At 60.9% G+C, this 13,069-nt stretch carries 12 protein-coding genes and 2 pseudogenes; 9 read left to right on the forward strand and 5 right to left on the reverse strand.

Annotated elements, in window-relative coordinates:
- Window positions 1-599 (reverse strand): annotated as a pseudogene (locus tag Q0072_RS20755) (calcium:proton antiporter); the annotation flags it as partial.
- Between the two features lie 101 nt (window positions 600-700).
- Between Q0072_RS20755 and Q0072_RS20760 the strand changes: the two are divergent.
- The 7 genes from Q0072_RS20760 (at window position 701) to Q0072_RS20790 (ending at window position 4,943) form a co-directional block, all read left to right on the forward strand.
- The gene (locus tag Q0072_RS20760; RefSeq protein ID WP_298333734.1) at window positions 701-982 is read left to right on the forward strand and encodes an RNA-binding S4 domain-containing protein; all 282 of its coding nucleotides are present in this window, start codon (window positions 701-703) and stop codon (window positions 980-982) included.
- Between the two features lie 176 nt (window positions 983-1,158).
- Window positions 1,159-1,500 (forward strand): ferredoxin FdxA, encoded by a 342-nt coding sequence (fdxA, locus tag Q0072_RS20765; RefSeq protein ID WP_013478606.1) that lies wholly within the window; start codon window positions 1,159-1,161, stop codon window positions 1,498-1,500.
- 95 nt (window positions 1,501-1,595) lie between these two features.
- Window positions 1,596-1,928, forward strand: a complete 333-nt coding sequence (locus Q0072_RS20770; protein ID WP_298333736.1) for a helix-turn-helix transcriptional regulator — start codon at window positions 1,596-1,598, stop codon at window positions 1,926-1,928.
- Between the two features lie 17 nt (window positions 1,929-1,945).
- Entirely contained in the window at window positions 1,946-2,650 is a 705-nt protein-coding gene (locus Q0072_RS20775) for an MIP/aquaporin family protein (protein WP_298333738.1), read from the forward strand.
- Window positions 2,647-3,072 (forward strand): arsenate reductase (glutaredoxin), encoded by a 426-nt coding sequence (arsC, locus tag Q0072_RS20780; RefSeq protein ID WP_298333740.1) that lies wholly within the window; start codon window positions 2,647-2,649, stop codon window positions 3,070-3,072. The genes Q0072_RS20775 and arsC overlap by 4 nt, the downstream gene beginning before the upstream one ends.
- A gap of 19 nt (window positions 3,073-3,091) precedes the next feature.
- Entirely contained in the window at window positions 3,092-3,784 is a 693-nt protein-coding gene (locus tag Q0072_RS20785; protein ID WP_298333742.1) for a trimeric intracellular cation channel family protein, read from the forward strand.
- Between the two features lie 649 nt (window positions 3,785-4,433).
- A complete protein-coding gene (locus Q0072_RS20790; protein WP_013478601.1) occupies window positions 4,434-4,943 on the forward strand; it encodes a CarD family transcriptional regulator in 510 nt (169 codons plus the stop codon).
- Window positions 4,944-5,001: 58 nt separating this feature from the next.
- Here the strand turns inward: Q0072_RS20790 and Q0072_RS20795 are convergent, their stop codons facing one another.
- Window positions 5,002-7,095: a catalase gene (locus tag Q0072_RS20795; protein ID WP_298333744.1), complete on the reverse strand. Its 2,094-nt coding sequence runs from the start codon at window positions 7,093-7,095 to the stop codon at window positions 5,002-5,004.
- Window positions 7,096-7,415: 320 nt separating this feature from the next.
- On the opposite strand from Q0072_RS20795, the gene Q0072_RS20800 reads away from it, so the two are divergent.
- Both Q0072_RS20800 and rpmB read left to right on the forward strand, forming a co-directional pair.
- The gene (locus tag Q0072_RS20800; protein WP_298333746.1) at window positions 7,416-7,820 is read left to right on the forward strand and encodes a hypothetical protein; all 405 of its coding nucleotides are present in this window, start codon (window positions 7,416-7,418) and stop codon (window positions 7,818-7,820) included.
- A 112-nt stretch (window positions 7,821-7,932) separates the two neighbouring features.
- A complete protein-coding gene (gene rpmB, locus Q0072_RS20805) occupies window positions 7,933-8,229 on the forward strand; it encodes a 50S ribosomal protein L28 (protein ID WP_013478599.1) in 297 nt (98 codons plus the stop codon).
- A 735-nt stretch (window positions 8,230-8,964) separates the two neighbouring features.
- Here rpmB and Q0072_RS20810 read toward each other — a convergent pair.
- The 3 genes and pseudogenes from Q0072_RS20810 to cobT form a co-directional block, all read right to left on the reverse strand.
- The gene (locus tag Q0072_RS20810) at window positions 8,965-9,942 is read right to left on the reverse strand and encodes an AraC family transcriptional regulator (protein ID WP_298333749.1); all 978 of its coding nucleotides are present in this window, start codon (window positions 9,940-9,942) and stop codon (window positions 8,965-8,967) included.
- Complete coding sequence (locus Q0072_RS20815) at window positions 9,942-10,901, reverse strand: esterase-like activity of phytase family protein (RefSeq protein WP_298333751.1); 960 nt, start codon at window positions 10,899-10,901, stop codon at window positions 9,942-9,944. Before Q0072_RS20815 ends, Q0072_RS20810 begins: the two co-directional genes overlap by 1 nt.
- A gap of 47 nt (window positions 10,902-10,948) precedes the next feature.
- A pseudogene (gene cobT, locus Q0072_RS20820) lies at window positions 10,949-12,814 on the reverse strand (cobaltochelatase subunit CobT).
- Window positions 12,815-13,069 lie beyond the last annotated feature (255 nt).

Consider the following 13,069-nt stretch of genomic DNA (forward strand, 5'->3'; position numbering starts at 1 on the left):
CCCGTCACGGCATAGGTATAGCTGAAGAAATAGCTGTGTTTCGTCGTCTGAAGACGCAGGAACATGGCATAGAGGAAGACCATGATGCCGATGGAAAACACCGAATAGGCCTTCCAGTGTGCCACGGGGATAAATTCGGGCACCAACATGGAGACGCCCATACCGGTCATGATCATGACGATATAGGTCTTGCCCGACGCATCATTATAGGGCTGCTCACCGTGTTTGAGGCCACCTAGGATCGCGGCGACGCCAATAATGCCGTTGATGTCGAGCATCACCGCCGAATAGATGGTGTCGCGTGCCAAAGTCGGGTTGTGCGAATGGCCCAGCATGATAGCGAGGATGACCACCTCAACCAGCACGGCCGACAGGGTGAGGATCATGGTGCCATAGGGTTCACCGACCTTTTCGGCCAGCACCTCGGCATGGTGCGCCACGCGCAGCGACACCAGAATGATCACCCCGATCAGGGCGATAGACGCGATCAGGGCGACGCTCTGACCCGAGCCAACAAGGCTGTGTTCCAGCGGGATGGCAATCGCCGCCACGATCAGCGCGATCAGCAGATTACCTTCTGACTTCAACAGACCTGTCACGACGAATCCCCTGGTGTCGAGCGCAAAACAATCGATTGTTGACCTGCGGCATCGGTGCAAAATAAGCAATGATTTTTGCAATCGCAGGGTTAGAATGCGACATGGAATCCGCTCCTGAAACCTGTCGCATTGATGTCTGGCTGTGGCGCGCCCGCTTTTTTAAGACGCGCGCCCTGTCGGCGAAGTTCGCCGAAAGCGGCCTTTTGCGGCTGGAACGCTTCGGCCAGACGGCGCGCATCCAGAAGGCCGGCCACACAGTCCGCATCGGCGACCGTCTAACTTTTGCCGTCGGGGCAAGGCTGATCGACGTGCGCGTCCTCGACATGGGCGAACGCCGCGGCCCGGCCAGCGAGGCGCAGGGCCTGTACGAGTCCTGCGAATAGGTTTCACTCTCAGGCCGGGCGCTCAGGCTTAAGCCAAAGCCCTTGGGCGGTTTAGTAAAAATCGCGGTCAGGGTGTGGCTAAAGCCTTGACAGTGCGCGCCGCAAAAGTCATGACCCCAAACACTTTACAGACCCTGTTTTCTGGCACCTGTCCCCACTAAAGGCACCTGAGTTCCATGACCTATATCGTCACCGATCCCTGCGTTAAGTGCAAGTTTATGGACTGCGTCGAAGTCTGTCCGGTGGACTGCTTCTATGAGGGTGAAAACTTCCTGGTTATCAATCCGGATGAGTGCATCGACTGCGGCGTCTGTGAACCGGAATGCCCCGTGGACGCCATCAAGCCGGATACCGAGGACGAGCCAGACGGCAAGTGGCTGGAGGTCAACTCCAAATACGCCCGCGTCTGGCCGAACATCTCGGTCAAGGGCACCCCGCCCGCCGATCGTGAGGATTTTGAACGCGAAACCGGCAAGTTCGAGAAATACTTCTCCGAAAAGCCCGGCGACGGTAAATAAAGACAAAGAGCGCCGCATCGGGCGCTCTTTTTGTATCTGAGGCAGCCATGACCGTCTCTCTTGACTCGGTCAAATATATCAAATAATCATGATATATGGATAAAAAACAAACCCTCGTTGCCCTTGCTGCGCTCAGTCAGGAAACACGCCTCGATGTCTTCCGTCTGCTGGTGCAGGTGGGGCATCATGGCCTGCCCGCTGGTGAAATCGGCGAGCGTCTGGGGGTACGTCAGAACACCATGTCCGCCAATCTGGCCATATTGACTCAGGCGGGCCTGATCCACAGCGTGCGCGAGGGGCGCAGTATTCGTTATTTCGCCAACATGGATGGCGTCAGCGGGCTTCTGGGGTTTCTGATGGAAAACTGCTGCGGCGGCGCGCCCGAACTGTGTCAGCCCGTGATCGCCAAACTAACCTGTGCGTGCTGAAAGTGCGACGCATGGAGATGGCTTTACGCAAATTAGCGGCTGAGGCACTGGGCACCGCCTGGCTACTGGCGATTGTTGTCGGATCGGGCATCATGGGGCAGGCCCTGTCAGGCGGTAACACCGCTCTGGCGCTTATGGCGAATGCGGTGGCGACGGGGGCCGGCCTGATCGTACTGATCACCCTGTTGGGGCCGCTGTCTGGCGCCCACTTCAACCCGCTGGTGACGCTGACCTTTATGATACGCCGCGACATCCGTCCGGCTCTGGCGGCGGCCTATATGGTCGCGCAATTCGCCGGGGCGGTCATCGGCGTCGGGATCGCCCACGGCATGTTCGGAGAGGCCCTGATCCAGTCGGCCACCCGACTGCGCGACGGTTCCGGCGTTATGCTGTCGGAAGGGGTGGCGACTTTCGGCCTGCTCGGTACAATTTTCGGCTGCCTGCGCTTCAAGCCCGATTTTACACCCACCGCCGTAGGGCTTTACATCACCTCAGCCTACTGGTTCACAAGCTCGACCGCCTTTGCCAACCCCGCTGTGACTGTGGCGCGCTGCCTGACCGACAGCTTCGCAGGCATTACTCTTGCCTCCGTGCCCGGTTTTATCGCCGCTCAAAGCGCTGGTGCCGCCATGGCTTTCCTCGTTTTTGGCTGGTTGCTAAAGTCGCCCCCAGCCCAGATCTCCCCAGAAAACAAAACCACCCCGCAGAGGATGGCTTCATGACCGTTACCATTTATCACAATCCCGACTGCGGCACGTCGCGCAACGTCCTCGCCGTCATCGAAGCGGCGGGCTACACGCCACAGATCGTCCACTATCTGAGCGTCGGCTGGCAGCGGGATCAGTTGCTGACCCTGTTTGCGGAGGCCGGTCTGACGCCGCGTCAGGCCCTGCGTGAACACAAGTCGCCGGCGGCCGAACTGGGCCTGCTGGCCTCCGGTGTCAGCGATGAAGACCTGATCGAGGCCATGCTCAACCACCCCATACTGGTCAACCGGCCCTTTGTCGTTACGCCGAAGGGCACGCGGCTGTGCCGACCGTCAGACATCGTGCTCGATCTGCTGGAACGCTGGCCAGCCGGTCCTTTCTGCAAAGAAGACGGCGAATTGATGATTGACGCGAGTGGGAATCGCGTGGGCCGCTAAAATACAGTAAGCAAGGCGAATGACCGTCCCCGATCCCGCCGTCAGTGCCCTGAATGCCGCCCTCTTCTGGCTGGACTACGCCGCCGTGGCCCTGTTTGGGGCCTCTGGCGCCATAGCCGCGGCGCGCGGGCGGCAGGACATCATCACCTTCACCTTTTTCGCCGCCATTACCGGCGTTGGCGGTGGGACGCTGCGTGACCTTTTGATCGGAGCGCCGGTGTTTTGGGTGCAGAGGCCCGACTATATCCTGATCTGCGCGCTGGCCGGGCTGGCCGTGTGGGTACTGGCTCCGCGCAATGCCTCGCCGCGCCCGGATGGCAAGCCCGGAAAGCGGATGCTGGCCATGCTGTGGCTGGATGCCATGGGTCTGGCGGCCTATGCGGTTGTAGGGGCGGCCAAGGCGCTGAACCTCGGCGTCGCGCCTGTGTCCGCTGTGGTCATGGGCGTGCTGACGGCAACCTTTGGCGGGATTATCCGCGACGTGCTGGCCGGGGAACCCAACCTGTTGCTGCGCCGGGAAATCTATATCACCGCCGCGCTTTTGGGGGCGTCGGTCTTTGTCACCCTGACCCTGTTTGGCCTGTCCTTCTGGCCGGCAGGCCTCTGCGGATTTGGCGCTGCCCTGGCGCTGCGCGGAGCGGCGATTCACTGGTCGCTGAGTCTGCCCGCCTTCGGACCGCGCGATCACGGCGGCCGTAACAAATCTTCATAATTGTTGCCGCCCGCGACGCGACGCCTCGGCTCCACCGCCCCCGCTCCTATACTTTCATCCACAAGCTTTTTGAACGCGGCCCCTCCCCGCACGAAAATTTGGCACGTCCAAAATTCTGACGAAACAGGAAATATCTCTCTCTAGAATTAAACACAGGCGCATTTTGATTGAAAACGATGCGCAAATTCGCCGTTTCAGGAAGTGTATGCGCGGGTGACATCCACCTTTACTTCGCCATTCTGTTCATAAGACGCAGATACACTTGGCCCCTGACCTCAACCCTGCGCCGCGCATCACGGCGACGCTTTCCTGACAGCCGGACTTTATTTTTGTGTAATTTTATGATAGACATGGTTTCACTGATGCAAAGGCGCGCGTCGCGTTCCACCGGCATCTCCCTATATTCACCTAAAATGCCGCCTGCGCTCTCCCGCACATCCGGCATCTTCGACAAAGGTCGGATGACAGGCTTGTCTTAGTCCATTCATACATAGCAGCGATGCCCCTCAGCCAATACAGGGACGTCGTTGTTTTTTTGCGTCTGCGTCTTCCGGCCTCCTCCCTGATCGCCGGTTAGCCGTATGCGTTGTGTGAACGGATTACCTCAGCGCCTGACCTTCGGCCTCATTCAAACAGAAAGAGGACCGCAATGACGACTGTTGCAGCAGAACTCGAATTTAAGACGGGCGACAAGGTTGTGTATCCGGCGCATGGCGTCGGCACCGTGGCCGCTGTCGAGAGCCAGGAAGTGGCTGGCTATCAGCTCGAAGTCTATGTCGTCACCTTCGACCATGAGAAGATGACCCTGCGCGTCCCGACCAAGAAGGCCAAGACGGCCGGTCTGCGCCACCTCGCCCCCGCCGCCGTCATGTCGCAGGCTCTGGTGACGCTGAAGGGCCGTGCCCGCGTGAAGCGCACCATGTGGTCGCGCCGCGCTCAGGAATACGAAGCCAAGATCAATTCCGGCGACCTCGTTTCCATCGCCGAAGTGGTGCGTGACCTGCACCGCGCCGAGAATCAGCCAGAGCAGTCCTATTCCGAGCGTCAGCTTTACGAATCGGCTCTCGACCGCATGGCCCGCGAAGTCGCCGCGATCGAAAAGATCGACCGCGACGCCGCCGTGGCCCTGCTCAACAAGTCGCTGATCAAGGCGGCCTGATTTTTAGGTAATAGACCTAGAGAAAACCCCGGAGAGCGATCTCCGGGGTTTTTTGCATTTAGGCCAGAGTCCGCAGGCTCGGTTCGCGGTCGAAATAGCGCTGGGACGCCGCGGCGATAAAACCGTCGGCACCCACCACGCCCGCATCTGGCACCACGCCCGCCTTGTCCAGCAGGGGCTGAGCCTCAGGCGTATGGCCGATGGCCTTCAGGTGACCAAAGGCGTTCATCACCCATTCGACCGAGGCCGCTTCTTTGAGGTGACGCTTTGTCCCCGCCTCCGACAGCAAGACAAACACCGCATCGAAGAGTTGTGACGGCGCGCCCAGCAATTGCCCGTCGGCATCGGCCAGACTGCCATCCGATAGCGGTATGCCGTGGATCTGCACCCCGACCACGAAGGGCGTAGCGCCCGCCGCCGTGATATCGGCTTTGAGCTGGCTTAAGATCGCCGCATCGCTATCCTTGCAGATCAGGATACCCACCTTGCGGCCTTGCAGGGTTGGCTTCAGGTTTTTCTGGATCGACAGGGCGTCGGAGGGTGCCATGTCGATGGGTTCGCGCGCCGCCTGCGCCGCATCGGGCAGGTCGATCCCCAGCCCCGCCGCCACGCGCGCCGCCAGCTCCTCATCGACCTGGCGCAGATTGGCCACCATGCGCGGCGCGACTCCCCGCAGCGTGACCTTCGACAGTTCAAACACGAAGGCCGAGGCGATATGGGCGCGCTCGGACTCCGTTTGCGATTTCCAGAACAGACGCGCCTGAGAATAATGATCAGCAAACAGCTCCGGCCGCACGCGCAGCTTGTCGCCCTGCTCGTCAGCGCCGTCCTGAGCCGCAAGGGTCGTGAACCCGGTCACCGGACATTCGCGCGGCCCGCCCTCTTCGCCGTTCGCCCCCAGACTGTTCGGCTCATAGTTGGCGCGCCCCTTGGGCACCTGCATCTGCATGTGACCATCGCGCTGGAAGTTCTGGAAGGGGCACTTAGGCGCATTGATCGGCAACTGATGGAAGTTGGGGCTGCCCAGCCGCTTGAGCTGCGTATCGAGATAGGAGAACAGCCGACCCTGCAACAGCGGGTCGTTGCTGAAGTCAATGCCGGGGACGATATTGGCCGGGCAATAGGCCACCTGCTCCACCTCGGCAAAGAAGTTGTCCGGGTTGCGATCGAGCACCATGCGCACGACTATGGTCACCGGCACCACCTCTTCGGGGATGATCTTGGTGGCGTCCAGCACATCATAGGGCAGGCTGTCGGCCTGCGCCTGATCGAACAACTGCACCCCCAGTTCCCATTCGGGGAAGGCCCCGCTGTCGATGGCCTCGAACAGGTCGCGGCGGTGGAAGTCGTTATCGGCGGCCTGAATCTTCAGCGATTCGTCCCACACCAGCGATTGCAGCCCCAGCTTCGGCTTCCAGTGAAACTTGACGAAGGTAGACTTCCCCCCGGCATTGACGAAGCGGAAGGTGTGGATGCCGAACCCTTCCATGGTGCGAAAGGCGCGCGGCAGGGTGCGGTCGGACATGGCCCACATCAGCATGTGCGTCGATTCCGGCATCAGGGACACAAAGTCCCAGAAGGTGTCGTGCGCCGAGGCGGCCTGCGGATAGCCCCGGTCGGCCTCCATCTTCACTGCGTGCACAAGGTCAGGAAACTTGAGAGCGTCCTGAATGAAGAAGACCGGGATATTGTTCCCCACAAGGTCCCAGTTGCCTTCCTGCGTATAGAACTTCACCGCGAAGCCGCGCACGTCGCGCGGCGTATCGACGCTGCCCGCCCCGCCGGCGACGGTCGAAAAGCGCACAAAGACCGGCACACGCCCGCCCACCCGCTGGAACAGATCGGCCGTGGTGATGTCGGACAGGGACTGCGTCAGTTCGAAATAGCCGTGCGCCGCCGACCCGCGGGCATGGACGATGCGTTCAGGGATGCGCTCGTGGTCGAAGTGAAAGATTTTTTCGCGTAAAACAAAGTCTTCGAGCAGGGTCGGGCCACGCTCCCCGGACTTCAGGCTGTTCTGGTTGTCGGAGACGCGAATCCCCTGATTGGTGGTCAGATGCCCTTCCGGCGTATGCGGACCGGAATGATGGACCTGCTGATGGGTCTCTCCGCCCTGACCGCCGACGGTATCGAACTTCGCGGTGTCGTCCATTTTATCCTCTTGATTAGGTATGACCCACCGCCGCGAGGACATTTCGGCCTGATGCTATAAAGAGTCACTGCGGATTCACCTGTGGCCGGTTTTCCACAGTATATGATTTCATTTTTAACCATCTTGCCTGACCACCGCGAGACGGATATCAGGACCGCCTCTTTGACCTCACACCGGAGATTTCCGCATGCGCCAGATAAACCGGCCATCCGAACGCAATCTCCCTTCGGGCCTGAAATAGGCCCGAAGGGCCGTTTCCCTTTCCCGTTCCCAACCTACAGAAGGACCCCGCGCCTGAATCCGCGCGGGCGTGTGAGGTCATGTCCTCGTCTCAATATGTGCGCTTTGTGACGCCGCTGATCCATCCGTGGAGCGGCGTCGAAAGCGGTTTCTTTCAGGCGTCGTGGTATCTGTACCGCAACGGCGCACCGCGCTGGATTACCGACGAACTGTCTGAGCAGTTCGACTGGTACAACCGCTATCTGGCAGTGCCCGACCGAATCGGCCGTCACTTCAAGCGGCGGCGGTCGATCTGGGGGATCTGCTGGTTTGATCCGAAGGCGCTTGAAGCCATTGAGCGGGCGCGCTATTGCGCCTGGCTTATTGGCGAAGGTGGCCTGCCGGTGCGTGACATCAAGGCGCGCATCGCCAAGGAAATCATCTGGCGCGATTCCCAGCAGATCGTCGTCAAGCCGATGTCAGACCTGCCGAAGGCTTTCACCTGAAAGTGGGGTTTTTCCGCTTGACGCTGTGGCTGGCTTTGCCTATAGAACGCGCCTCTTGCGCTGCCGTTGAAAGGCCGCGCCCTGTCTATTGTTTCTAACGAAGGTGGATATCATGTCGCGTCGTTGCGAACTCACCGGTGTCGGCCCGATGGTCGGCCACTCCGTGAGCCACTCAAACATCAAGACGAAGCGTCGCTTCCTGCCCTCGCTTCGTGAAACCGCGCTTCAATCCGAAGCTCTGGGTCAATCCTTCCGTCTGAAGATCTCCAACGCCGCCCTGCGCACGCTGGATTTCAAGGGCGGTCTGGACGCCTTCCTCGTCAAGGCTGACGATACCGAACTGTCTCTGCGCGCTCGTCGCCTGAAGAAGCAGATCAAGGCGAAACTGGCTGAGAAGGCCGCGGCCTAATCTTCGGTGAAACCGAACACACGAAAAACCCCGAAGCTCCGGCATCGGGGTTTTTTGTTGCCTGAACCCGCGCCGGCACAGGGATACCAACGGCCGATTCAATGACCCTTGGTATGACTGATTTCTGAAATCGCGCAGTCGGAGCGACATACGCCCGGCACAAAGGCCCTCACACAAGGAGCCCTTTATGCCTGATCTGCACAGTCTCAACATCTTTACCCACGTCCTGAGCGCCAGCGCCGCCCTGCTGACCGGTCTATTCATTCTGGGCCACCGCAAGGGTGATCGCCTGCATCGACTCAGCGGCCGCCTGATGCTGGGGCTGACGGGCCTGTCGGTTGCCGCCGCCCTGATCGGGGCGTTCCTGTTTCGCGGCAAGCTGGACCTGATGGGCGTGAGTGTGCTGGTCGCCTATCAGCTATGGAGCGGGCCACGCGCCCTGCGCTTGCGGGACCGGGGCCGCGCATGGCCGGACATGATTCCCGCACTCGCCCTGCTGGGGGGTGGTATCGGCCTGTTATGGTTCATTCGTCACGGTGGGGCTGTGCAATGGTCCCCCGCCCTCGTCAACGGGGCGATGGGAGGCATGATCTTTTATGGCGGTTGGGATGTCGGACGCACCCTCCTGCCCCAGAACTGGCGTCGCTGGCTGAACCCCGCAGAGCACGCTTTCAAAATGACGGGACTGACGGGTGCGCTGCTGTCGGTTGCAGCGGGGACGCTGCTGGGCAATGCCTACTGGCCGCTCATCGTGTCGGGCGTCTTCGGGCTGGCGTCGCTGGTCTTCGCTTTCAGAGCCGCACGAAAGGCACTGGGTGTTATCCCTTCCGAGGCCTTGAACGCGCGGTTGAAGGCCGACAAAGAATTGTAGCCCACGCTCAGCGCCAGTTCGAGAATCGTACCCTCCTCCTTCGCCCGCGCCTTGAACGATTCGATGCGCCAGCGGTTGAGGTATCGGCTAAAATGCTCCTCCCCTTCGCCGGCGTGAATAACCCGGCGAAGACGGTGTTCGGCTATGCCGAGCCGCTGCGCCAGCCGCGACAGGCTGAGCCTTGGGTCGGCATAGGTGTTGGCCATTTCAGCGCGCACCCGTTGCAGCAGGCGCGTTTCGGCGGCATCCAGCCCTTTGGGCTCCGGCGACAAGGTTCGCTTAAGCTCTCCGCCAAAAGCGACCGTGGCCAGACACAGCAGGAACGTCAGGAGGGCCCCGACGGTGGCCGCCGGAGTAGACCCGCCCAGAACCGAGGCTATGGCAAGGCCAGCCCCCAGCAAAGCCCCGGCGGCCAGCAAGGCATAGCTGACGCGGCGGCGCGCGTTAAGCAGGTCACCGGGCAAGCGCCGCCACAGGCGCACAGGCAGTTCAAAAAAGAGATAGAGACTGAGCGCGTCCCAGACGAGTTGCGCCGGTGAGAAAACAAATCCGAGGCCCGCTAATCCCACCAGCAACACCAGAAGCGCCGCATCGACCTGAAGTGGGCGCGGCGTCAGCCCCAGACCCAGACCCAGAGCACGGTTGAACACCAGCGGTCCGGCTACGATGATCGGCACCAGAGGCCTCAGCACTTCCGGAAAAGCGGCGTGCAGGAAATAGAGCGCCCCCAGACACAGGGCGGCGGCCATCTCACGGCGTCCCGGCAAGGCGGATTGCCGCCAGACCAGAACAGCCAGCATAATCTGGGCCGAAGCGGTTGCCGGGGCGATCAGCGTAAGCATCAGGGTCGATAATCGAACATCAGCAGGTGAGTCGGGTCATTATCCCCGATCGGATCGCTGATCAGATAGAGCCGGTAACCGTCGCGCGTTTTGACCGCCGACACGCCCTCATAATTGTCGATAGGCAGGGGCGGTTCGATTCGCAGGATGGTATCGACCAGCGTGAGGCGATTACCTTCCAACCGCAGAACGCGCAGGACGTTTCTCGCCCCCACCACGGGCAGATAGAAGCGATAGAGGGCCAGCATCTCATCGGGTTTGGCTGGGTCGAGCGGGGCCAGAGACACCAGCTTGTACGTGAAACCCGGTGTGGTCGGCCCTATGAGCGCCTCGCATCTGTACGTATCGAGTGGGCATCTCCAGAAGCCGCCGACCTCGGCCCCCAGAATCAAAGATGCCATCAGCGACGCTTCGCCCTTAGAGGACAGGTGCAGCGTGACGGCCTCAAGCCCTTCATTGGACGGCAGGGCAGGCAGGCCCGTCAGCGGCAGACGCTCCCCCGGCCCGCCCAGATCGGGGCCGTAGCGCATTACCCGCGCATCGCCTTCAAACGAGACATAGACCGTGCCATCGCGCGGATTGACGGCCATGTCTTCGGCATCGGACAGCGACTTGTTGCCAAAGGGCTTGCCGTCGGCCCCGCGCAACATCTCCACGCTCAGCGGGCCTTCTGTGCCGCGCACCGGCAGGGTAAAGCGCGCGCGGCTGCCGTAATCGCCGATAGCGTCGATCATCACCCCATCCTTACCCGGTTTGACGACCAGATCGGACAGGCCGGACAGCCAGGACGCGCCCTCCCCCTTCACCACATACCCGCCGATATAGCGGGCCTTTTGTGTTGGTGCACCGCTGACCGCGGGTAAGGGGATGAAAGTCACCCGCGTACCGCCCTGATAGGGGACGGGACCGGCCACAGCCGTAGTCGCCAGCAGGGCAGAGAGCCACAAAGCCAATCGCATGAGACCTCCGTTTGACCACCCTCTACCTCAAGGCAAAGGCGGACATATCACCGCCGTGCGGCGGTTTTTTCATCAAACAGCTCGGCCAGCTTTTCTATCAGCGCCCCCCCCAGTTGCTCGACATCAATCAGCGTCATGGCCCGGCGGTAATAGCGCGTCACGTCATGTCCAATGCCGATGGCCGCCAGCTCAACGCGCCCGGCCCCTTCGATGTCGGCAATGACCTTGCGCAGATGGTTTTCGAGATAGTGGCCCGAATTGACGCTGAGGGTCGAATCATCGACCGGGGCACCGTCGGATATAACCATCAGGATACGGCGCGACTCCGGCCGGCCCAGCAGGCGCGTATAGGCCCATTGCAGGGCCTCCCCGTCGATATTCTCTTTCAACAGGCCCTCGCGCATCATCAGGCCAAGATTCTTGTTGGCCCGCCGCCAGGGATTATCGGCAGCCTTATAGATGATGTGCCGGAGATCATTAAGGCGTCCCGGCGCCGCCGGTTTGCCTTCGCGCACACACTGTTCGCGTGATTAACAGACCTTCCACGCCTTGGTGGTGAAGCCCAGAATCTCGACCTTGACACCACAGCGTTCCAGAGTCCGCGCCAGCACGTCGGCGCAGATGGCTGCGACCATGATCGGCCGCCCGCGCATCGAGCCGGAATTATCGAGCAGCAGCGTCACCACCGTGTCGCGAAACTCGGTGTCCTTTTCCTGCTTGAACGATAAGGGTGCGCTGGGGTCGATAATCACCCGCGTCAGGCGCGACGCATCGAGCACGCCCTCTTCGAGGTCGAAATTCCACGACCGGCTTTGTTGCGCCATCAGGCGGCGTTGCAGACGGTTGGCCAGCCGGGCCACGACGTTCGACAGATTGGCCAGTTGCTGATTGAGGAAGCCGCGCAGCCGCTCCAGTTCTTCGGGGTCGCACAGGTCTTCGGCGTTGATGACCTCATCATAGGCCTTGGTGAACACGTCGTAGTCCTTGCGCTCACCGCCCGCATTGGGGGTCTGCATCTGGCTGGCCTCGGCGGCCTCGCCATCGACCACCTCATCGGCGGAGCCTTCGGCCAGAGACTGCGGATCGCCCGACATCTGGGTGAAGTCCTCGTCGCCGGTCTGGGACTGATCATCACCGCCAGTGGGTTCTTCTTCCTGTTGCGGCTGCGAATCGTCCTGATCCTCCGCATCCTCTTCGGCCTCAGCCGAGGGGTCATTGCCTTCGGACTGTTCGTCCTCTCCCTCGTCGTTCTTTTGCTCTTCGTCTTCCGCGTCCTGAGAGTCGTCTTCCATATCCAGATCGCGGATAATGCGGCGCGCCCGTTTGGCGAACTCCGCCTGATCATGGATATAGGGCAGTAATTGCTGAAGACGCTCGCCGGTCTTGCTCTCGATGTCGCCCCGGAAGAAGTTGATGATGCGCTGGATAATGCCGGGGGCCTTGTCCCCTGTCAGATATTCCCGCGCGATCTGCCCCAGCATGGAGGCCATTCCGACCTCGTCCTTGGTCTCCTTGGAAACCAAGCCGCTCTTTTCCAGAGCGCCAACATTGGCCGCATTGAGGTTCAGACGCACGCCTCCCATGGCGTTCGCTCCGATGGCCTCCAGACGCGCCTCCTCCAGCGCATCGAAAGCCTCACCACTTTTCTGATCGCGCGGGCGCGCGCGGGCGTGCACCTTATCGTCATGGTGCGCAAAACGCAGAGCCAGACGGTCAGCAATACCGCGAATCTGTTGAGATTGCTTTGGATTCAAATCACGCGGCGGATTGGGCAGGACCAGCTTGCGGCCATCCAGACGCGGCCCATCCGGCCCGAAGACGACTTCGAGGTCGGGATCTTCCGCCAGAGCGCGCGTCGAATGGATCAGCGCCTTGCGAAACGGATCGGACAGAACGGTAACGGGCTTGGCCATTGAACCTTTAGCTTCCTAGCACTACCCCTGATTTCAGGGGGAGGTGGCGAGCTTGTCTCGCCGGAGGGGGCGGTCTTTGTGTGGCTTGCCCCACCCACCACTTCGTGGTCCCCCCTCCCCGCAAACAGGGAGGGATGCACCTAGAGCATTCGTCGGCTAAGTTGAGCCGCCGAATGGCTCTAATTATTTCTAACGCCTCATGTTTTTTCCGAAAAGTGGTATCCACTTTTCGGCATGAGGCTCTAGATCACCTTC

The sequence above is a fragment of the Asticcacaulis sp. genome, from assembly GCF_027484505.1.
Taxonomy (GTDB): Bacteria; Pseudomonadota; Alphaproteobacteria; order Caulobacterales; family Caulobacteraceae; genus Asticcacaulis.

Coding starts and splice junctions, on each gene's coding strand:
- fdxA (WP_013478606.1), top strand. CDS start 1,159: ATGACCTATATCGTCACCGATCCCTGCGTTAAGTGCAAGTTTATGGAC.
- Q0072_RS20810 (WP_298333749.1), bottom strand. CDS start 9,942: ATGCTTACGCTGATCGCCCCGGCAACCGCTTCGGCCCAGATTATGCTG.
- Q0072_RS20775 (WP_298333738.1), top strand. CDS start 1,946: ATGGCTTTACGCAAATTAGCGGCTGAGGCACTGGGCACCGCCTGGCTA.
- Q0072_RS20800 (WP_298333746.1), top strand. CDS start 7,416: ATGTCCTCGTCTCAATATGTGCGCTTTGTGACGCCGCTGATCCATCCG.
- arsC (WP_298333740.1), top strand. CDS start 2,647: ATGACCGTTACCATTTATCACAATCCCGACTGCGGCACGTCGCGCAAC.
- rpmB (WP_013478599.1), top strand. CDS start 7,933: ATGTCGCGTCGTTGCGAACTCACCGGTGTCGGCCCGATGGTCGGCCAC.
- Q0072_RS20815 (WP_298333751.1), bottom strand. CDS start 10,901: ATGCGATTGGCTTTGTGGCTCTCTGCCCTGCTGGCGACTACGGCTGTG.
- Q0072_RS20760 (WP_298333734.1), top strand. CDS start 701: ATGGAATCCGCTCCTGAAACCTGTCGCATTGATGTCTGGCTGTGGCGC.
- Q0072_RS20770 (WP_298333736.1), top strand. CDS start 1,596: ATGGATAAAAAACAAACCCTCGTTGCCCTTGCTGCGCTCAGTCAGGAA.
- Q0072_RS20790 (WP_013478601.1), top strand. CDS start 4,434: ATGACGACTGTTGCAGCAGAACTCGAATTTAAGACGGGCGACAAGGTT.
- Q0072_RS20795 (WP_298333744.1), bottom strand. CDS start 7,095: ATGGACGACACCGCGAAGTTCGATACCGTCGGCGGTCAGGGCGGAGAG.
- Q0072_RS20785 (WP_298333742.1), top strand. CDS start 3,092: ATGACCGTCCCCGATCCCGCCGTCAGTGCCCTGAATGCCGCCCTCTTC.